16 protein-coding genes and 2 pseudogenes are annotated in these 20,708 nt (G+C 60.6%); 10 read left to right on the top strand and 8 right to left on the bottom strand.

The window, feature by feature from the left end; translation table 11 throughout:
• Window positions 1–61: 61 nt before the first annotated feature.
• Window positions 62–1,087, bottom strand: coding sequence for a LysM peptidoglycan-binding domain-containing protein (locus tag I5961_RS00090; protein WP_085696603.1), 1,026 nt, complete (start codon window positions 1,085–1,087; stop codon window positions 62–64).
• 169 nt (window positions 1,088–1,256) lie between these two features.
• Between I5961_RS00090 and def the strand changes: the two genes are divergently transcribed.
• The 5 genes and pseudogenes from def to I5961_RS00065 all read left to right on the top strand — a co-directional run bounded on the left by def (window position 1,257) and on the right by I5961_RS00065 (window position 5,817).
• On the top strand, window positions 1,257–1,763 hold the full coding sequence (gene def, locus I5961_RS00085) for a peptide deformylase (protein WP_085696605.1): 507 nt from the start codon (window positions 1,257–1,259) through the stop codon (window positions 1,761–1,763).
• Between the two features lie 56 nt (window positions 1,764–1,819).
• Window positions 1,820–2,779, top strand: coding sequence for a methionyl-tRNA formyltransferase (gene fmt, locus I5961_RS00080; protein WP_227234009.1), 960 nt, complete (start codon window positions 1,820–1,822; stop codon window positions 2,777–2,779).
• On the top strand, window positions 2,776–4,086 hold the full coding sequence (gene rsmB, locus I5961_RS00075) for a 16S rRNA (cytosine(967)-C(5))-methyltransferase RsmB (protein ID WP_227234007.1): 1,311 nt from the start codon (window positions 2,776–2,778) through the stop codon (window positions 4,084–4,086). Before fmt ends, rsmB begins: the two co-directional genes overlap by 4 nt.
• Before the next feature lie 22 nt (window positions 4,087–4,108).
• The gene (gene trkA, locus I5961_RS00070; protein WP_085696610.1) at window positions 4,109–5,485 is read left to right on the top strand and encodes a Trk system potassium transporter TrkA; all 1,377 of its coding nucleotides are present in this window, start codon (window positions 4,109–4,111) and stop codon (window positions 5,483–5,485) included.
• Window positions 5,486–5,503: 18 nt separating this feature from the next.
• A pseudogene (locus I5961_RS00065) lies at window positions 5,504–5,817 on the top strand (tetratricopeptide repeat protein).
• A gap of 51 nt (window positions 5,818–5,868) precedes the next feature.
• On the opposite strand, the gene I5961_RS00060 reads toward I5961_RS00065, so the two are convergent.
• Both I5961_RS00060 and tag read right to left on the bottom strand, forming a co-directional pair.
• The gene (locus I5961_RS00060) at window positions 5,869–6,756 is read right to left on the bottom strand and encodes a lysophospholipid acyltransferase (protein ID WP_085702241.1); all 888 of its coding nucleotides are present in this window, start codon (window positions 6,754–6,756) and stop codon (window positions 5,869–5,871) included.
• Window positions 6,757–6,796: 40 nt separating this feature from the next.
• The gene (gene tag / locus I5961_RS00055; RefSeq protein ID WP_085696615.1) at window positions 6,797–7,354 is read right to left on the bottom strand and encodes a DNA-3-methyladenine glycosylase I; all 558 of its coding nucleotides are present in this window, start codon (window positions 7,352–7,354) and stop codon (window positions 6,797–6,799) included.
• Between the two features lie 81 nt (window positions 7,355–7,435).
• Here tag and glyQ point away from each other — a divergent pair, with 81 nt between their 5' ends.
• The 4 genes from glyQ (at window position 7,436) to I5961_RS00035 (ending at window position 11,846) form a co-directional block, all read left to right on the top strand.
• Window positions 7,436–8,389, top strand: a complete 954-nt coding sequence (gene glyQ / locus I5961_RS00050) for a glycine--tRNA ligase subunit alpha (protein ID WP_227234006.1) — start codon at window positions 7,436–7,438, stop codon at window positions 8,387–8,389.
• The gene (gene glyS, locus I5961_RS00045) at window positions 8,386–10,440 is read left to right on the top strand and encodes a glycine--tRNA ligase subunit beta (RefSeq protein ID WP_085696617.1); all 2,055 of its coding nucleotides are present in this window, start codon (window positions 8,386–8,388) and stop codon (window positions 10,438–10,440) included. The genes glyQ and glyS overlap by 4 nt, the downstream gene beginning before the upstream one ends.
• A 4-nt stretch (window positions 10,441–10,444) precedes the next feature.
• Window positions 10,445–10,984 carry a D-glycero-beta-D-manno-heptose 1,7-bisphosphate 7-phosphatase gene (gene gmhB, locus I5961_RS00040; protein WP_164872121.1) on the top strand — a complete coding sequence of 180 codons (540 nt, stop codon included), beginning with the start codon at window positions 10,445–10,447 and terminating at the stop codon, window positions 10,982–10,984.
• A gap of 82 nt (window positions 10,985–11,066) precedes the next feature.
• A complete protein-coding gene (locus tag I5961_RS00035) occupies window positions 11,067–11,846 on the top strand; it encodes a lysophospholipid acyltransferase family protein (protein WP_085696942.1) in 780 nt (259 codons plus the stop codon).
• A gap of 156 nt (window positions 11,847–12,002) precedes the next feature.
• Here I5961_RS00035 and I5961_RS00030 read toward each other — a convergent pair whose 3' ends face one another.
• Complete coding sequence (locus I5961_RS00030) at window positions 12,003–13,544, bottom strand: sensor histidine kinase (protein WP_085696620.1); 1,542 nt, start codon at window positions 13,542–13,544, stop codon at window positions 12,003–12,005.
• A 166-nt stretch (window positions 13,545–13,710) separates the two neighbouring features.
• Here I5961_RS00030 and I5961_RS00025 point away from each other — a divergent pair, with 166 nt between their 5' ends.
• Complete coding sequence (locus I5961_RS00025) at window positions 13,711–14,430, top strand: response regulator transcription factor (RefSeq protein ID WP_085696622.1); 720 nt, start codon at window positions 13,711–13,713, stop codon at window positions 14,428–14,430.
• A gap of 71 nt (window positions 14,431–14,501) precedes the next feature.
• On the opposite strand, the gene gyrB is transcribed toward I5961_RS00025, so the two are convergent.
• The 4 genes and pseudogenes from gyrB to dnaA all read right to left on the bottom strand — a co-directional run bounded on the left by gyrB (window position 14,502) and on the right by dnaA (window position 20,708).
• Window positions 14,502–16,919 (bottom strand): DNA topoisomerase (ATP-hydrolyzing) subunit B, encoded by a 2,418-nt coding sequence (gyrB, locus tag I5961_RS00020; protein WP_085686140.1) that lies wholly within the window; start codon window positions 16,917–16,919, stop codon window positions 14,502–14,504.
• 5 nt (window positions 16,920–16,924) lie between these two features.
• A pseudogene (gene recF, locus I5961_RS00015) lies at window positions 16,925–18,027 on the bottom strand (DNA replication/repair protein RecF).
• A gap of 14 nt (window positions 18,028–18,041) precedes the next feature.
• A complete protein-coding gene (dnaN, locus tag I5961_RS00010; protein ID WP_007954131.1) occupies window positions 18,042–19,145 on the bottom strand; it encodes a DNA polymerase III subunit beta in 1,104 nt (367 codons plus the stop codon).
• Window positions 19,146–19,184: 39 nt separating this feature from the next.
• On the bottom strand, window positions 19,185–20,708 hold the full coding sequence (gene dnaA, locus I5961_RS00005; RefSeq protein WP_085696623.1) for a chromosomal replication initiator protein DnaA: 1,524 nt from the start codon (window positions 20,706–20,708) through the stop codon (window positions 19,185–19,187).

Raw genomic sequence — 20,708 nt, 5'->3', positions numbered from 1 at the left:
ATAAGGCCCGAACCTTTCGGAACAAGCTGTGGATAACTCTGTTGGTAACTTGTGAAGCCAGCTAAGGATTTCGCACCTTGTCCAGCACCGCCAGCGAGCGCGATGCGTTCAGCACGAGGCCGTAACTGAGTTTGTCGTAGGTGCGGAACACCATCAGCAATCCGGCGCGTTCATCGGGGATTTTCAGCGGCTGGCCGGTGATGCGGTCACGTACGGTTTCCCCGGTTTTCATCACCACCAGGACGTTGCCCTCCGCCAGGCCGTCGCGTTTGCCTTTGTTCAGGGTCACCACGTCCATCGCGCCGATCTGCGTGACGCCGCGCGGCACATCGATGATCAGGCCGTTGATGTCGGCGGCGGGTGCGCTGGGCATGAAGGTCGAGTTGATCGAACGCTCTTCGCCGCTGAACAAACGGTCGCCGAGGCGTACTTCCTGGGTCGTGCGTTGCAGAGCGAGGGTGGCGACATCGCCTTCGGTGGCAACGATTTCACCGCCGCCGATGTCGTCGGCGTTGATCCCCAGAAACTCCTTGCTCTGCGGATCGGTATAGACCTTGCCCTGGCGGAAGATGCCGTAGACCGACTGGCTCGGGTCGAAATGGCCACGGGCGAAGATCCGGTCGCCAGTGCCGCTGAGCACCCGTTCGGCATCGCCGGCGACGATGTACGGCGCCTTGTCGAAGTCCTCGACCTTGTCGACGATGCGGTTGCTCAGCAGAAAGCTGTTGATCGATTTGAGCGGAATGCTCGGAATCGCCTCTGCGACCGGACTGGTGCGGATGCGCGGCGACAACTTGATGGTGCCGCGCGACTCGCCGCGATTGACGGTCAGACGCGGCTGGCCGTTGACGTAGCTGAGCGTCAGCGTGTCGCCGGGATAGATCAGATTGGGGTTTTCGATCTGCGGATTGGCCTGCCACAGTTGCGGCCACTGCCAGGGTTCGCGCAAATATTTACCGGAGATGTCCCAGAGCGTATCCCCCGAAACCACCGTGTATTGCTGTGGAAAACCTTCCTTGAGTTGCACTTGCCCGTGCGCGGCGCCGGCCGAGGCCAGAAACAGCAGGGCGAGTAGTGATTTCCTCATGCGGTGAATCCCTTTATTATGTGCGTTCGCGTGAAACGCCAGAGCCCCCGTGGCTCGCTCCCTGCTCTATGCTGAAAAGCAAGGAGCTACGTTTCACAACGGTAGCCTGCATCTTCGGACCCGCCAGGCCATCGCCCGACTTTACCTCACACGTGCAGCAATCAAGCTTATGGCCATTTTGAACATCCTCGAATTTCCGGACCCGCGTCTGCGCACTATCGCCAAACCTGTGGCTGTAGTGGACGACGAAGTGCGTCAGCTGGTCGATGACATGTTTGAAACAATGTATGAAGCGCCGGGCATCGGCCTTGCCGCGACCCAGGTCAACGTGCACAAACGTATCGTCGTGATGGACCTCTCCGAAGACCGCACCGAACCCCGGGTGTTCATCAACCCCGAGTTCGAATCGCTGACCGACGAAATGGAGCAATACCAGGAAGGCTGCCTCTCGGTGCCGGGTTTCTACGAAAACGTCGACCGCCCGCAGAAGGTCAGGATCAAGGCTCTGGACCGTGACGGCAAGCCTTACGAACTGATCGCCGAAGGTCTGCTCGCGGTGTGCATCCAGCACGAATGCGACCACCTCAACGGCAAGTTGTTCGTCGATTACCTGTCCACGCTCAAACGCGACCGGATCAAGAAGAAACTGGAAAAGCAGCACCGCCAGAACGCTTGATGCCCCTCTCCAAAGGCTTGCTGCGGCAAGCCTTTTTCTTTTTATGAGACTCCCCCATGACTGAGCCACTGCGCATCGTTTTTGCCGGCACCCCGGAATTCGCCGCCGAACACCTCAAGGCCCTGCTGGACAGCCCTTACGAGATCGTTGCGGTCTACACCCAACCGGATCGCCCGGCCGGTCGTGGGCAAAAACTGATGCCGAGCCCGGTCAAACAGCTCGCCCTGGAAAACAATATCCAGGTGTTGCAGCCGCCGACCCTGCGCAACGCCGACGCTCAGGCCGAGCTCGCGGCGCTGAAACCGGATTTGATGGTGGTGGTCGCCTACGGCCTGATCCTGCCGCAAGCGGTGCTGGATATTCCGCGTCTGGGTTGCATCAACAGTCACGCCTCGCTGCTGCCGCGCTGGCGCGGTGCGGCGCCGATCCAGCGTGCCGTCGAAGCAGGCGACGCTGAAAGCGGCGTGACCGTGATGCGCATGGAAGCCGGCCTCGATACCGGTCCGATGCTGCTCAAGGTCGTCACCCCGATCAGCGCCGAAGACACTGGCGGCAGCCTCCACGATCGCCTCGCCGAAATGGGCCCGCCCGCCGTGGTGCAGGCGATTGCCGGTCTGGCCGCTGGCACCCTGGAAGGCGAAGTGCAGAACGACGACCTCGCCACCTACGCGCACAAACTGAACAAGGACGAAGCGCGCATCGACTGGAGCCGTCCGGCCGTCGAGCTGGAACGTCTGGTCCGTGCCTTCAATCCATGGCCGATCACCCACAGCACGCTCAACGGTGAAGCGCTGAAAGTGCTGGCGGCGACACTGGCCGAAGGCAAAGGCGCACCGGGTACGATTCTCGGCGCCAGCAAGGAGGGTCTGCTCGTCGCGTGCGGCGAACAGGCGCTGTGCCTGACCCGCCTGCAATTGCCCGGCGGCAAGGCGCTGAACTTCAGCGATCTGTTCAACAGCCGTCGTGAGAAATTCGCCACCGGCACCGTGCTGGGCGCAACGGTGGACGCGCCATGAACCCGCGTCTGGCCGCCGCCAAGGCACTCGCCGCCGTCCTGAGCGGCAAGGCTTCGCTCAACAGCTCTCTGCCGACGCAACTGGACAAGGTCGAAGAACGCGATCGCGGTTTCACCCAGGACTTGGCGTTCGGCACCGCCCGCTGGCAGCCACGTTTGTCGGCGCTGGCGGAAAAACTGCTGCAGAAACCGTTCAAGACTGCGGACGCCGATGTCGAGGCGCTGCTGCTGGTCGGTCTCTATCAACTGCTTTACACCCGCGTCCCGCCGCACGCCGCCATCGGCGAAACCGTCGGTTGCGCCGACAAGCTGAAAAAGCCGTGGGCCAAAGGTCTGCTCAACGCCGTGCTGCGCAATGCCCAGCGCGAACATGAGGCGATCTTCGCCGAACTGGAACGCGATCCGGTGGTTCGCACCGCTCATCCGCGCTGGCTGCAAAAATCCCTGAAGGCCTTCTGGCCTGAACAATGGGAAGCCATTTGCGAGGCGAACAACGCGCATCCGCCGATGATCCTGCGGGTCAACCGCCGTCATCACAGCCGTGACACGTACCTCGGATTGCTGACTGAAGCAGCTATCGCCGCGCAGCCGTGCACCTTCAGCCGCGACGGCATCGTTCTCGACGCCGCCGCTGATGTACGCAGCCTGCCGGGCTTCGCCGAAGGCTGGATCAGCGTGCAGGACGAAGCCGCGCAACTGGCTGCCGATCTGCTCGACCTCGCGCCAGGCCAGCGAGTACTGGACGCCTGCTGCGCGCCGGGCGGCAAGACGTGCCACATCCTCGAAGCCGAACCGGCACTGACCGGCGTGGTGGCAGTGGACCTGGAAGCCAAACGGCTGGTGCGAGTGAAGGAAAACCTCGAGCGCCTCGGTCTGAACGCCGAACTGATCGCCGCCGACGGTCGCGACACGGCAGCGTGGTGGGACGGGAAACCGTTCCAGCGCATCCTGCTCGACGCGCCGTGCTCGGCCACCGGCGTGATCCGCCGCCATCCGGACATCAAGTTGACCCGTCAGGCCGACGACATCGCCGCCCTCGCACAACTGCAAGGCGAGTTGCTCGACGCGATGTGGAAAACCCTCGAAGTGGGCGGCATCCTGCTCTACGCCACCTGCTCGACCTTGCCGACCGAGAACACCGAGGTGATCGGTGCTTTCCTTGAGCGTACGCCGGGCGCACGGGAGCTGGATCTGGCCACCGCCGCCGGGATCAAGCAGCCCCATGGTCGCCAATTGCTGGCCCAGCAGGGCGGGCATGACGGGTTCTACTACGCCAAGCTGATCAAGATCGCTGCCGCGCGCGGCTAAACGGATTCAATGGAGTGACTGGATGAAAATCATCATCCTCGGTGCGGGACAGGTCGGCGGTTCGCTGGCTGAACATCTGGCCAGCGAGGCCAACGACATCACGGTGGTCGACACAGACGGCGACCGTCTGCGCGATCTTGGCGATCGACTCGACATCCGCACCGTGCAGGGCCGTGGCTCGCTGCCGACCGTGCTGCGTCAGGCCGGTGCCGACGACGCCGACATGCTGGTGGCGGTGACCAACAGCGACGAAACCAACATGGTCGCGTGCCAGGTTGCCCACACCCTGTTCCATACCCCGACCAAGATTGCCCGGGTGCGCGAAGCGTCGTACCTGACCCGCGAGGAGCAACTGTTCCAGAACGAGGCGATTCCGGTCGACGTGCTGATCAGTCCCGAGCAAGTGGTCACCAACTACATCAAGCGGTTGATCCAGCACCCCGGCGCCTTGCAGGTGATCGATTTCGCTGAAGGCCAGGCGCAACTGGTGGCGGTGCGCGCCTACTACGGCGGGCCGCTGGTGGGTCAGCAACTGCGCCAGTTGCGCGAGCACATGCCGAATGTGGAAACCCGAGTGGCCGCGATTTTCCGTCGTGACCGACCGATTCTTCCCCAGGGCGATACGGTGATCGAGGCGGACGACGAAGTCTTCTTCATCGCCGCCCGTGCGAACATTCGCGCGGTGATGAGCGAAATGCGCCGGCTAGACGAAAGCTACAAACGCATCGTGATTGCCGGCGGCGGGCAGATCGGCGAGCGGCTGGCCGAGGCCATCGAAAGTCGCTATCAGGTGAAGATCATCGAGATGAACCCGGCGCGCTGCCGCTACCTCTCCGACACCCTCGACAGCACCGTGGTGCTGCAGGGCAGCGCGTCGGATCGCGACCTGCTGCTGGAAGAGAACATCGCCGACGCGGACATCTTCCTCGCGCTGACCAACGATGACGAAGCCAACATCATGTCGTCGCTGCTGGCCAAACGTCTGGGCGCGAAGAAGGTGATGACGATCATCAACAACCCGGCCTACGTCGATCTGATCCAGGGCGGTGACATCGACATCGCCATCAGCCCGCAACTGGCGACCATCGGCACCTTGCTGGCCCACGTGCGGCGCGGCGATATCGTCAGCGTGCACTCGTTGCGCCGGGGCGCGGCAGAGGCCATTGAAGCGGTGGCCCATGGCGATTCGAAGTCGAGCAAGGTCATCGGCAAGGCGATCGAAAACATCGCACTGCCTCCGGGCACGACTATCGGCGCGATCATCCGTGATGAGGAAGTGATCATCGCCCACGGCGATACGGTCATCGCCGCCGGTGACCATGTGATTCTGTTCCTTGTGGATAAAAAACATATTCGCGATGTGGAGAAACTGTTCCACGTGGGCCTGAGTTTCTTCTGACCACCAGGAGCCGAACCGATGATTGAATCGCTGGAGAAAATGCTCGCCAAGGGTGTGGATAACTCGCTGCTGCGCTTCGGCCTGGGCAAGGGTTATCTGGATCTGGGGAGAACGCGAAGGCTGCCGAACATTTGCAGCGTTGCGTCGGCTTCGATCCGAAATACTCGGCGGCCTGGAAACTGTTGGGCAAGGCGCAGCTGGCGCGAGGTGATCACGCGGCAGCGCGGCAGGCGTGGGAACAAGGGCTGGAGGCGGCCCGGGTCCATGGCGACAAGCAGGCCGAGAAAGAAATGACGGTGTTCCTGAAGAAGCTCGAACGGCAGAAGCCGTGACAGCTGTGGATAACCCGCCTGGTCAGGTTATCCACAATCTCCCATCGCCGATCAGTACCAGCGCGCCTCGCCCGGCGGACGCTTCTTGAAGCGTTTCATGCTCCACATGTACTGGCTCGGATAAGCCGCCACATAACGCTCGACCACCTTGCTCATCGCCGCGCAGGACGTTTCGGTGTCGGTGCTGTACATGGCTTGCGGCGCGGCTTCGAGGATCACCTTGTAGCCAGAACCGTCCGGCAGACGCAGGGCATGCAGGAACACCCCGACAGCCTTGCCACCGGCAAGCATGTTCGGCACGAACTTGCTGGTCAGGGCCTGGGTAGCGAAGAACGGCACGAAGATCCCGGCGGATTCGGCCGGCTCCGGGTCCGCAGGAATCCCCACCTGACCGCCCTTGCGCACTTCCTTGATGACGCTGAGGATGCCTTCCTTGGTCGACGCGGCGACCTTGTTGCCCAGTTGCACGCGCTGTTTGCGCAGCAATTCATCCACAGCCTTGAGCTTCGGCGGACGGTAGAAAATGATCGGTTTGCACTGGCTGCAATAGAAGTGGTTGAGCACTTCCCAGTTGCCCAGGTGGCTGGTAATGCCGACCACGCCTTTGCCCGACGCCAGCGCATCCTTGAGGATGTCGAGGCCTTCGACTTCGCGCACCAGGTCGATGGAGCGCTGGGCCGGCCAGATCCAGGCGCAGGCGCTTTCGGTCAGGGACTTGCCGATGTCTTTCAGGGTCTGGCCGACCAGACGCTCACGTTCGGCCGGATCCATCTGTGGAAAACATTTGGCCAGGTTGATCCGCACCACGTCCCGGGAGCGGTTGGGGGTTTTCCACATGATCCAGCCGATCGCCGAACCCACGGCCTGCACGGCCCGCCACGGCAGCAGGGCAAACAGCCGCAGAGCGCCAACCAGCATGGCGCCTTTAAACTTTTCCACAGGTCACTCCTGATCTTGTGCTGTGCGCGAGGCGGCCATTCTAACCGCCGTTGACGAGCTGCGCGTAGCGGTCGCAGTCCTGCGTGTGATCCATGACCATGCCCGAGGCCTGCATCAGCGCGTAGCAGATGGTCGGACCGACGAAGGTGAAACCGGCCTTTTTCAGGCCCTTGCTCATGGCCACGGCTTGCGGGGTAATGGCCGGGACTTCACTGCGATCCTTGAAATGATTGATGATCGGGCGGTTATCCACAAACGACCAGAGGAACGCCACCGGGTCTTCCAGCTCCAACCACGCCTGGGCATTGCGCCGGGCGGCATTGAGCTTGAGACGGTTGCGGATGATCCCCGGATCGAGCATCAAATCGTCGATTTCCGCATCGCTCATCTGCGCCACGCGTTGTACGTCGAAGCCGTACAACACCTCGCGATATCGCTCGCGCTTGCGCAGCACGGTGATCCACGAAAGCCCGGCCTGGAACCCTTCGAGCAAAAGCAACTCGAACAAACCCTGCGCATCGCGTAGCGGCGTACCCCACTCCTGATCGTGGTAAGCCATGTACAGCGGATCTTCGTTGCACCAAAAGCAGCGTGGCATAAGGCTCCAGGGGGTGGAGGTGCGACTGAATCGGGTATACTCCCGCTCTTTAAATCGCAGCCCAAGAAACAGGTGAATTTCGTGAGCCAGCCTACGCCAGCCGTGCGTACCTTCCAAGACTTGATCCTCGCGCTCCAGCAATACTGGGCCGAGCAAGGTTGTGTGGTACTTCAGCCCTACGATATGGAAGTAGGCGCCGGCACTTTCCACACCGCGACATTCCTGCGTGCCATCGGCCCGGAAACCTGGAACGCCGCCTACGTGCAGCCAAGCCGCCGTCCGACTGACGGCCGTTACGGCGAAAACCCGAACCGTCTGCAGCACTACTACCAGTTCCAGGTAGTCCTGAAGCCGAACCCGGACAACTTCCAGGAGCTGTACCTGGGCTCCCTCAAGCATGTCGGCCTGGACCCGCTGGTCCACGACATCCGCTTCGTCGAAGACAACTGGGAATCGCCGACCCTCGGCGCCTGGGGTCTGGGCTGGGAAGTCTGGCTCAATGGCATGGAAGTGACCCAGTTCACTTACTTCCAGCAGGCAGGCGGCATCGAGTGCTACCCGGTGACCGGCGAGATCACCTATGGTCTGGAGCGTCTGGCCATGTACCTGCAGGGCGTGGATTCGGTCTACGACCTGGTCTGGGCTGACGGTCCGTTCGGCAGAGTGACCTACGGCGACGTGTTCCACCAGAACGAAGTGGAGCAGTCCACCTACAACTTCGAACACGCCAACGTCGACAAGCTGTTCGAACTGTTCGATTTCTACGAAAGCGAAGCCAAGCGCCTGATCGAACTCGACCAGATGCTGCCGTTGCCGAGCTATGAAATGGTCCTGAAGGCCTCGCACACCTTCAACCTGCTGGATGCGCGCCGGGCGATCTCGGTGACTGCGCGTCAGCAATACATTCTGCGCGTGCGCACCCTGGCGCGTTCCGTCGCCCAAGCCTACCTGCTGGCCCGCGCCAAGCTGGGCTTCCCGATGGCAACCCCGGACCTGCGTGACGAAGTACTGGCCAAGCTGGAGGCTGCACAATGAGTGCTCAAGATTTTCTGGTTGAACTGGGCACCGAAGAACTGCCACCCAAAGCCCTGAACACCCTGGCCGAAGCGTTTCTGGCCGGTATCGACAAGGGCCTGCAGGCCGCTGGCCTGAACTACGAGACCAAAACCGTCTACGCCGCCCCGCGTCGTCTGGCCGTGCTGATCACTGCGCTGGCGACCCAGCAGCCGGATCGCAGCATCAACCTCGACGGCCCGCCACGTCAGGCCGCATTCGACGCTGAAGGCAACCCGACTCAAGCGGCACTGGGTTTTGCCAAGAAGTGTGGGGTCGAGCTGAGCGAAATCGACCAGAGCGGTCCGAAATTGCGCTACAGCCAGAACATCGCCGGCAAACCAACCGCCAGCCTGCTGCCGACCATCGTCGAAGACTCGCTGAACGACCTGCCGATCCCGAAACGCATGCGCTGGGGTGCGCGCAAGGAAGAGTTCGTGCGTCCGACCCAGTGGCTGGTGATGCTGCTCGGCGACCAGGTCATCGACTGCACGATCCTCGCGCAGAAGGCTGGCCGTGAGTCCCGTGGCCACCGTTTCCACCACCCGCAAAGTGTGCGCATCGGTTCGCCGTCGAGCTACCTGGCCGACCTGCGTGCCGCTTACGTGCTGGCCGACGCCAACGAGCGTCGCGAAATCATCAGCAAACGCACCGAAGAACTGGCGACCCGCCAGGAAGGCACCGCGATCGTGCCGCCGGCGCTGCTCGACGAAGTGACCGCGCTGGTCGAGTGGCCGGTGCCGCTGGTGTGCTCGTTCGAGGAACGTTTCCTCGACGTGCCGCAGGAAGCGCTGATCACCACCATGCAGGACAACCAGAAGTACTTCTGCCTGCTGGATGCCGACGGCAAGTTGCTGCCACGTTTCATTACCGTGGCCAACATCGAATCCAAAGACCCGCAGCAGATCATCGCCGGTAACGAGAAAGTGGTTCGCCCACGCCTGACCGACGCCGAGTTCTTCTTCAAGCAAGACAAGAAGCAGAAGCTCGAAGCATTCAACGATCGCCTGCAGAACGTGGTGTTCCAGGAAAAACTTGGCAGCGTCTACGACAAGGCCGAGCGCGTGTCGAAACTGGCCGCGTACATCGCCGCACGCATCGGCGGCAACGCTTCGTGGGCTGCCCGCGCAGGTCTGCTGTCCAAGTGCGACCTGGCGACCGAAATGGTCGGCGAGTTCCCGGAGATGCAAGGTGTCGCCGGTTACTACTACGCCCTCAATGACGGCGAGCCGGAAGACGTCGCTCTGGCCCTGAACGAGCAGTACATGCCACGCGGTGCCGGCGCTGAGTTGCCAGCCACCCTGACCGGTGCAGCAGTGGCCATCGCCGACAAGCTCGACACTCTGGTCGGCATCTTCGGCATCGGCATGCTGCCGACCGGCAGCAAAGACCCGTATGCCCTGCGCCGTGCGGCACTGGGCGTGTTGCGGATCCTGATCGAAAAACAACTGGATCTAGATCTGAACGATGCCGTGGCGTTCGCTGTGAATTCCTTCGGCGCGAAGGTCAAGGCTGCCGGCCTGAACGACGCAGTGCTGGAATTCATCTTCGACCGTCTGCGTGCGCGTTACGAAGACGAAGGCGTGGATGTGGCCACCTACCTGTCGGTACGTGCCCTGAAGCCGGGTTCGGCGCTGGACTTCGACCAGCGTGTGCAGGCGGTCCAGGCCTTCCGCAAACTGCCGGAAGCGGCAGCGCTGGCGGCGGTGAACAAGCGTGTGTCGAACCTGCTGAGCAAGGTGGAAGGCTCGGTGCCGACCGAAGTCCAGGCCAAGTACTTCGACAATGCCAACGAGTTCTCGCTGTACTCGGCGATCCAGCAGGCGGACCAGGCTGTACAGCCAATGGCCGCGGCGCGTCAGTACAACGAATCGCTGGCACGCCTGGCCGCCCTGCGCGAGCCGGTGGACGCGTTCTTCGACGCGGTGATGGTCAATGCCGAAGACGCCAACGTGCGGGCCAACCGTTACGCGCTGCTGGCGCGTCTGCGTGGTCTGTTCCTGGGCGTTGCCGACATCTCGCTGCTGGGTTGAGGGATTGCTGTTGAAACTGCTGATTCTCGATCGGGACGGAGTGATCAATTACGACTCCGACGCTTACATCAAGTCGGTGGAGGAGTGGATTCCGCTGCCCGGCTCGATCGAAGCGATTGCGCAGTTGAGCAAGGCCGGCTGGACGGTGGCGGTCGCCACCAACCAGTCGGGCATTGCTCGCGGCTACTACGACCTCGCCACCCTCGATGCCATGCACGCGCGTCTGCGCGAACTGGTGGCGGAGCAGGGCGGTGAAGTCGGGCTGATCGTGTATTGCCCGCATGGCCCGGACGAAGGTTGCGATTGCCGCAAGCCGAAACCGGGGATGTTGAAAACCATCGCGCAGCATTACAACGTCGCGCTGACAAATGTCTGGTTTGTCGGCGACAGCCTTGGTGACCTGGAGGCCGCCAAAGCCGTCGATTCACAGCCCGTTTTGGTAAAGACCGGGAAAGGCGAAAAGACTCAGGCCAAGACCTTGCCGGTGGGCACCCTGATTTTTGACGATCTCGCGGCGATTGCCGCAGAACTTATCCACAACTAGAGTACTTCTGAAGTTCCTGACCAGGGATTGATCGGGAGTGCGCTTGAACAGTCGGGCATCGCCCGTAATGGTAAACGTCGCCATGTCGATACTGCAGGCCATCAGAATCTTCCTCTTTTACCTGCTGCTGGGCACCACTGCTCTGCTGTGGTGCAGCCTGAGCTTTTTTATCGCGCCCTTTCTGCCGTTCAAGGCGCGCTATCGTTTCATCAACGTGTACTGGTGCCGTTGCGCCTTGTGGTTAACCAAGGTGTTCCTCGACATCCGCTACGAAGTCAAAGGCGCAGAAAACGTGCCTGACCGGCCCTGCGTGATTCAATCGAACCACCAGAGCACCTGGGAGACGTTCTTTCTCTCCGCTTATTTCTCGCCCTTGAGCCAGGTGCTCAAGCGCGAATTGCTGTACGTGCCGTTCTTCGGCTGGGCGATGGCCATGCTGCGGCCGATCGCAATTGACCGGGAAAACCCGAAAGCCGCCCTCAAGCAGGTCGCGGCGAAGGGTGACGAGTTGCTCAAGGACAATGTCTGGGTGCTGATCTTCCCTGAAGGCACTCGCGTTCCCCACGGCACCATCGGCAAGTTCTCCCGCAGTGGCAGCGCATTGGCAGTGAATGCGGCGCTTCCGGTGCTGCCAATTGCGCACAATGCCGGCAAGTTCTGGCCGAAAATCGGTTGGGGCAAAAAGTCCGGCGTGATCACTGTGGTGATTGGTGAGCCGATGTACGCCGAGGGCAACGGCCCTCGCGCCATTGCCGATCTGAATGACCGGGTACAGGCGTGGAACGAGAAGACACAACGGGAAATGGGCTCGCTGCCTCCGGCCCCTGAAGCTCCGGCTGCGAACGATCAGATCGCTGTCTGAGATTTGTGGATAACCTGTGTACGGTTTGTTCGCAAAGTGCTTGATTACCAGATTAAGTGACTGATTTATTTATATATTTCTGAAGCTGATAAAACACCGTAAAAGGTGCATAAGTTTTTTTGGGAAGTAAGGAAACCGGCTGATATAGCCGGTTTTTTATGCCTGCTCTTCGGCGATCAGTGGCAGTTCCACACGGAACGTCGTGCCTTGATCGACCACGCTCAGGCACTCGATCCGACCGCCATGGTGATCCACCACGGCTTTGACCATCGACAGCCCCAACCCCACACCGTCGATGCCTTGTGCAGAAGAAAAGCGTCGGTATTGGCTGAACAGATCAGGCAGTTCCTCTGCCGCGATGCCTTTGCCTTGATCGGTCAGTTCACAACGCAACCAGTCGTCATGGCAGCTGACACGCATGACGATCGTGGATCCGGCCGGGCTGTACTTGATTGCGTTTTCCAGCAGGTTGAACAGTGCTCGGGTCAACAAGCCTTGATCGGCCAGGATCAAACGCTCCTGGGAGTGTTCGTCCATGTCGTTCAACAGCTGGATGCGCTTTTGCTGGGCGATGGGCAGTGCCTGATCCAGCACGTCCATGACCAGCATTCCGAACAAGCTCGGCTGAAACCGGTACGCCTCGGATTCCGCCCGGGCCAGCAGAACGAAGCCGTCGGTGAGTTCCAGCGCCCGGCGTACCTGACGCTCAATCTGTTCGAGCAGTGGCGAATCCGTTCCTGCCTGATGCCGGTGTACATCGAGCAGGGCGAGAATCGCCGAATGGGGCGCGCGCAGGTCATGGGACAGAAAGCGCAGCAATACACCGCGCTGTTCCTCGGCGGCGCGTTCGGCGCTCAGGTCAGTGAGACTCAGGAGCCAGCCGATTGGCAGGTCGCCATCGACGGGCAACAACGCAGCACGCTCCAGGCGCAGGCTGCGTTCCTTGTGATCACGAAACTCCAGCAGAGGCAGCTCGGAGAGCGGCGGGCGCTGATCGGTGGACAACTCCGGATAGCCCAGGCTCGCCAGTTGATCGAGCACATCCTCGCCCACCAGATTGTGATCGAACAGGCTCCGTGCCTTGCGGTTGCCCAACAAGACTTGCCCCCGTGGATCGCTGATCAGGGTCGCGACCGGGAGATATTCCAGCCCGTCGGCAATGAACCGGCGGGTATCGCGGGTGCGGCTCATGGCTTGCTCAAGCGCCATGATCTGCCCCTGCAAGCGGTCGGCGCCGGGAAACTGCGCCCGACGCCGTTCGGGGAAGACTTTCGGTTCACTGTCCAGCCGCGCAAGCTCCCAACCGAAGTAGGTCAGCACCACGCTCAGGCGTCGCCAGTTCCAGATCAGATAACCGAACAACATACCCAGCACCGCCGGCGTCGGTGACCACCAACGCCGCATCTCAGCCAGGCCTGCACTGGTCAACAGCACGCAGGCCATCCCGCCCAATGTGAGCCAGAGCGCCAGACGCGGGCGCCACAGCAGCAACCCAAGTACGCACGCGACCATGGCTACCGAAAGTCCTGCGCCCAGCAACGGCGCCGAGTCATGCAAATTGATCTGCGCACGCCAGGAAAGCAGTGCAGTCAGCGGCAACAGCACTAGACTTATCCACACCCACTCGCGCACCAGTTGCCGGAACAAACGCTGAACCTGGCTGGGTACGCGACTTTCGTGTCGGCGCTGGTTATTCATGGGAAACAGGGCAGGGCGGGTTGAATGGATTCATAGACGGCCGGTCTGAGGACGTAGACCCGAAGAATCATAGCGGCTCACCCCACGGCGTGCCGCTTACTTTCACTGCATGGAGAGAGCCGATCCGGTCGGCACCCATTGCCCGAGCGACAAGGAACCACCGCGTATGCGCGTTGCGATACTGGACGATGAACCCGCCGAACTGCGCCGGGTCGAGCAGACCCTGCAACAAATCGCCGAGGCTGGAGGACAGCCGTGGTCACTTCACAGCTTCGAAAGCGGTGAAGACCTCCTGCGCCAGTTGCGCCGGGAAACCTTCGACCTGTTGATCCTCGACTGGCAATTGCCCGACCTCACCGGCCTGGCACTGCTGCGCTGGACCCGCGAACACATGGAAGCCCCGCCGGCCGCCATAATGCTCACCAGCCGCGACGGCGAGAGCGATATCGTCCAGGCGTTGAATGCGGGAGCCGACGATTACGTGAGCAAACCGTTTCGACCCAATGAATTGAAGGCCCGCGTGGCAGCGGTATTGCGTCGGCATAGCCTGCAACGTAGCGCACCCGCCGAAGTCCTGCGTTTTAACGATCTGGTGTTCGACGACGCCGAACTGACCGTTACCCGCGACGGGAAACCGATCGTCATGACCGAACGCGAATATCGTCTCGCCCACTGCCTGTTCAGCAACCTGGGGCGGCCGCTGTCGCGGGATTACCTGTACGAGAGATTCTGGCCCCACGAAGAGATGTCCACGTCGCGACCACTGGACACCCATATTTATCGCCTACGCAACAAACTCGGACTGACGGCGGATCGGGGTTGGCAGCTGCTGACGATTTATGGGTATGGGTATCGGTTGGAGAGTGTGGCGGCGGTGTCTGAGTAAGACTGCGTAGTTTGATCTGCCAATAAAAAGGCCAACGCAATGCGTTGGCCTTTTTTTGACGACGACCGGGATCAGAAGTCCAGGTTGGACACCGCCAGAGCGTTGCTCTCGATGAAGTCACGGCGAGGTTCGACCGCATCACCCATCAGGGTGTTGAAGATCTGGTCTGCGCCAATGGCGTCTTCGATGGTGACTTTCAGCATGCGGCGCACGCTTGGGTCCATGGTGGTTTCCCACAGCTGATCCGGGTTCATTTCACCCAGACCTTTGTATCGCTGGATAGTGTGGCGCTTGGTGCTTTCGGCCATCAGCCAGTCCAGGGCTTCCTTGAACTCGGTGACCGCTTTCTTGCGTTCGCCACGCTGGATGTAGGCGCCTTCGTCGAGCAGGGTGCTCAATTGAGCGCCGAGGGTGACGACGGTCTTGTAGTCGTTGCTGCCGAAGAAGTCGCGGTTGAAGGTGACGTAGTTCGACAGGCCGTGGGAGATCAGCTCGACCTCTGGCAGCCATACGCCACGCTCGCGGTCTTCACGCAGGCTGGCCTTGTAGACCAGACCCGACTTCTCGACGGTGCGCAGACGGACTTCGTATTGGGCCAGCCAATCTTGCATCTTGGCGTGGTCGCCGAGCATTTCCAGACTGACGGCCGGCAGGTAGATGAAGTGCTCGGTCAGTTCCTGCGGGTACAGGCGCGACAGACGCTTGAGGGTCTTCATCACCATGCGGAAGTCATTCACCAGACGTTCCAGCGCTTCACCGGAAATGCCCGGGGCGTCTTCGTTCAGGTGCAGGCTCGCATCTTCCAGGGCCGACTGCGTCATGTACTCTTCCATGGCGTCGTCGTCTTTGATGTATTGCTCTTGCTTGCCTTTCTTGACCTTGTACAGCGGCGGCTGGGCGATGTAGATGTAGCCGCGCTCGATCAGCTCAGGCAACTGGCGGAAGAAGAACGTCAGCAGCAGGGTACGGATGTGCGAACCGTCGACGTCAGCATCGGTCATGATGATGATGTTGTGATAGCGCAGCTTGTCGATGTTGTACTCTTCGCGACCGATACCGCAGCCCAGCGCGGTAATCAGGGTGCCCACTTCCTGGGACGAGATCATCTTGTCGAAACGGGCTTTCTCGACGTTGAGGATCTTGCCCTTCAGCGGCAGGATGGCCTGGGTCTTGCGGTTACGTCCCTGCTTGGCAGAGCCGCCCGCGGAGTCACCTTCCACGAGGTACAGTTCGGACAGCGCCGGGTCTTTTTCCTGGCAGTCAGCGAGCTTGCCCGGCAGACCGGCGATGTCCAGCGCGCCTTTGCGACGGGTCATCTCACGGGCCTTGCGCGCCGCTTCACGGGCACGGGCTGCGTCGATCATCTTGCCGACAACCAGTTTGGCTTCGTTCGGGTTTTCCAGCAGGAAATCGGAGAAGTACTTGCCCATTTCCTGTTCGACCGCGGTCTTCACTTCGGAAGAAACCAGCTTGTCTTTGGTCTGGGAGCTGAACTTCGGATCCGGCACCTTCACCGAAATGATCGCAGTCAGGCCTTCACGTGCATCGTCACCGGTGGTGGCGACTTTGTGCTTCTTCGCCAGACCTTCCTGCTCGATGTAGTTGTTCAGGTTACGCGTCAGTGCGGAACGGAAGCCCACCAGGTGGGTGCCGCCGTCGCGCTGCGGAATGTTGTTGGTGAAACACAACAGGTTCTCGTTGAAGCTGTCGTTCCACTGCAGGGCGATTTCCACGCCGATGCCGTCTTCACGCTGGATGTTGAAGTGGAACACCTGGTTGACCGCAGTCTTGTTGGTGTTCAGGTATTCAACGAACGCACGCAGGCCACCTTCGTACTTGAACAGCTCTTCCTTGCCGCTGCGCTCGTCCTTCAGGACGATACCGACACCGGAGTTGAGGAAGGACAGTTCACGAATGCGCTTGGCCAGGATGTCCCAGCTGAAGTGAATGTTCTTGAAGGTTTCCTTGGAAGCCTTGAAGTGAATCTGGGTACCGGTGGTTTCGCTGTCACCAACGATCGCCATCGGCGCCTGAGGTACGCCATGGACGTAGGTCTGTTCCCAGATTTTGCCGCTGCGGCGAACGGTCAGGACCAGCTCTTCGGACAGCGCGTTCACTACCGAAACACCTACACCGTGCAGACCGCCGGATACCTTGTAGGAGTTGTCGTCGAACTTACCACCGGCGTGGAGGACGGTCATGATGACCTCGGCGGCGGAAACGCCTTCCTCTTTATGCACGTCTACCGGGATGCCACGACCGTTGTCTTTGACGGTGATGGACTCATCCGGGTGGATGATGATGCTGATGTCGTCGCAGTGGCCGGCGAGGGCTTCGTCGATCGAATTGTCGACCACCTCGAACACCATGTGGTGCAGACCGCTGCCATCGTCGGTGTCACCAATGTACATACCGGGACGTTTGCGCACGGCATCCAGGCCTTTCAGCACTTTAATGCTCGATGAGTCGTACGTATTTTCTTCGCTCAATGCCTTCACTCCCGATGGTCGTGGGTCTGGGTGATACGGCCCTGTTCCACGTGGAACAGAGCGACTGGCGTTTCCGTCTGCCAGCCTTCCCTCAATAATTCGTGATCTACACAGGTAATAAAAACCTGGCAGCGTAAGTCTTCCAGCAAGCGGCACAGCGCGCGACGGTGACTCTCATCCAGCTCGGACGGCAAGTCATCCACCAGATAAATACACTGGCCGCGTCGGGCCTGGCTCACCAAATGCCCCTGGGCAATCCGCAACGCACAGACCACCAACTTTTGCTGACCCCGGGACAAGATGTCCGCAGCGTTGTGAGCGCCCAATCTAAGACGCAAGTCAGCCCGTTGTGGCCCAGCCTGGGTATGACCCATTTGCTGGTCCCGTTGCACGGATCCGGCGAGTACAGCGCTCAGTTCCCGGTCCTTGTCCCAGCCTCGGTAATAGCTGAGCGTCAAACCTTCGAGCTCAACCAGTTCGCTCAAGGTTTGTTCAAAGACTGGTTTCAAGGCTTTGATGTAAGCGCGGCGGTATTCATCGATTTCAGCGCTGGCCTGGCACAGTTCCCTGTCCCAAACCGCTTGCGAAACGGCGTCAAGTGTACCATGCCGCAGCCAGGAGTTTCTCTGGCGCAAGGCCTTCTGCAAACGCTGCCAGGTGGCCATGAACCGCGGCTCGACGTGGAACACGCCCCAGTCGAGGAACTGTCGGCGAATCTTCGGCGCGCCTTCCAGCAGGCGAAAGCTGTCGGGATTGATCAACTGCAGCGGCAAGATTTCCGCCAGTTGCGCAGCGCTGCGGGCATTCTGACCGTCGATGCGGATCTGGAACTCGCCCTGACGATCGCGAGATATCCCCAATGCGCTGTGGCCACCCTCGGCGAGTTCGACCTGTCCGAAAACGGTGCAGGCAAGCTGCTCGTACTGGATGACCGGCAACAGCCGCGTGCTACGAAACGAACGGGCAAGCCCCAGCAGGTGAATGGCTTCCAGAACACTGGTTTTGCCGCTGCCGTTGGCACCGTAAAGAATGTTGATTCGGGGGAGGGGGAGAAGGTCACCGGGTGCAGATTGCGCACCGCGGTGACCGAGACGCGACTTAGCGACATCCAGAGTCAGCTGATTACAGACGCATCGGCATGACAACGTAAGCCGAATCGTCGTTGTCGGACTCTTGCACCAGCGCACTGCTGTTGGAGTCGGACAGGATCAGACGAACCTGCTCGGTGGTCATCACGCCCAGCACGTCGAGCAGATAGCTGACGTTGAAGCCGATTTCCAGGGAGCCGCCGTTGTATTCCACACCTACTTCTTCTTCCGCTTCTTCCTGCTCCGGGTTGTTAGCCTGGATCTTCAACTGACCGCTGGCCAGTTGCAGACGGATACCACGGTATTTCTCGTTGGACAGAATCGCGGTACGGCTGAAAGCTTCACGCAACGCCTGACGATCGCCCAGCACCAGCTTGTCGCCGCCCTTCGGCAGAACGCGCTCGTAATCCGGGAACTTGCCGTCGACCAGTTTCGAGGTAAAGGTGAACTCGCCGGTGGTAGCGCGGATGTGATGCTGACCCAGGACGATGCTGACGTTGCCGTCCGGCTCGGTGAGCAGACGCGCCAGTTCGAGAATACCTTTACGCGGCACGATTACCTGGTGGCGTTCCTGCTGACCGATGTCGGCCTGCATCGAACACATGGCCAGACGGTGACCGTCGGTAGCGACGGCACGGATCACACCGGTCGAGACTTCCAGCAACATGCCGTTGAGGTAGTAACGCACGTCCTGCTGGGCCATCGCGAAACTGGTGCGTTCGATCAGGCGACGCAGCTTGCTCTGTTCCAGGCTGGTGGTCAGCGAACCCGGGCCTTCTTCTACAGTCGGGAAGTCATTGGCCGGCAGGGTCGACAGGGTGAATCGGCTACGGCCGGCTTTCACCACCAGCTTCTGCTCGTCGACCTTGATATCGATCAGCGCATCGTTCGGCAGGCTCTTGCAGATGTCCATCAGCTTGCGCGCCGGCACGGTGATGGAACCTGTTTCAGCCGGCTCCTCAAGTTGCACGCGACCGACCAGCTCGACTTCCAGGTCGGTACCGGTCAGCGACAGTTGCTGGCCATCGACAACCAGCAGCACGTTGGACAGTACCGGCAAGGTCTGTCGGCGCTCGACGACGCCTGCGACCAGTTGCAGGGGTTTCAACAGGGCTTCGCGTTGAATGGTGAAATGCATGGTCTAGTCCCTTGCCTTAATAAGCTGCGCTGGTGTTCATCAAGTGGTCAGTGTACGCAGCAGGTTCTTGTAGTCCTCGCGGATGTCCGCGTCGGATTCCTTAAGTTCGTTGATCTTGCGGCAGGCGTGCAACACCGTCGTGTGGTCGCGGCCGCCAAACACATCGCCGATTTCCGGCAGGCTGTGGTTGGTCAGTTCCTTGGACAGGGCCATGGCCACCTGACGCGGACGAGCGACCGAACGCGAACGGCGTTTGGACAGCAAGTCGGAGATCTTGATCTTGTAGTACTCGGCGACGGTACGCTGAATGTTATCCACAGAGACCAGTTTGTCCTGCAGCGCCAACAGGTCTTTCAGGGATTCGCGAATCAACTCGATGGTGATGTCGCGGCCCATGAAGTGCGAGTGGGCGATCACGCGTTTCAGCGCACCTTCCAGCTCGCGGACGTTGGAGCGAATACGCTGGGCAATGAAGAACGCCGCGTCATGAGGCAACTCGACTTTGGCCTGGTCGGCCTTCTTCATCAAAATCGCGACGCGGGTTTCCAGTTCCGGTGGCTCGACGGCAACCGTCAGGCCCCAGCCGAAGCGGGATTTGAGGCGTTCTTCAAGGCCTTCGATTTCTTTCGGGTAGCGGTCACTGGTAAGGATGACCTGCTGGCCACCTTCAAGCAGGGCGTTGAAGGTGTGGAAAAACTCTTCCTGGGAACGTTCCTTGCGGGCGAAGAACTGAATGTCGTCGATCAGCAGGGCGTCCACCGAACGGTAGAAACGCTTGAACTCGTTGATTGCGTTCAATTGCAGCGCCTTGACCATGTCGGCCACGAAACGCTCGGAATGCAGGTACACGACCTTGGCATTCGGGTTCTTCTTTAATAGATGGTTGCCCACCGCGTGCATCAAGTGCGTCTTACCCAGACCTACACCGCCATAAAGGAACAGCGGGTTGTAGCCGTGCTTGGGATTGTCTGCCACTTGCCAGGCCGCCGCACGGGCGAGCTGGTTGGACTTACCTTCGACGAAGTTTTCGAAGGTGAAGGTGCGGTTCAGGTAGCTGGTGTGCTTGAGCGCGCCTTCGACCTGCACGGTGCGCTGTTCGGCGCGAACCGGTGCCTGTTGCGAAGCGGCGCCGGCCATCGGATCAAAGCTGTCGCGGGACGGCTCTTCACTGATCTCTTCGGTTTTCTGAGGCGAACGCTTGGTCGGTGCAGGTGTCGGCGCTGGCGCTGGTGCGCTGGCCGGTACCGCATTGGCCTGAGCCTGGGCCACTTGAGCAGCAGCCAATGGCGCATTCGGGGCGGCACGCGGGGCCGAACTGCGTTTGCTGCCTATTAATAAGGAAAGCGACGGTGCCAGACCATTGCCATGCTCATCCAGCAGTTCAAGGACGCGCCCCAGGTACTTCTCGTTGACCCAGTCCAGAACAAAACGATTCGGTGCATAGACGCGCAACTCGTCGCCTTCGGCTTCGACCTGTAGTGGACGGATCCAGGTGTTGAATTGTTGGGCAGGCAGCTCTTCGCGCAAAAGCTCCACGCACTGCTGCCAAAGTTCCACTGACAC

Origin of the sequence: Pseudomonas sp. IAC-BECa141 (assembly GCF_020544405.1) — a bacterium.
In the GTDB taxonomy this organism is placed as follows: domain Bacteria; phylum Pseudomonadota; class Gammaproteobacteria; order Pseudomonadales; family Pseudomonadaceae; genus Aquipseudomonas.
Note: the sequence above shows the minus strand (reverse complement) of the source record. Positions and strands in the feature narration are given on the sequence as shown.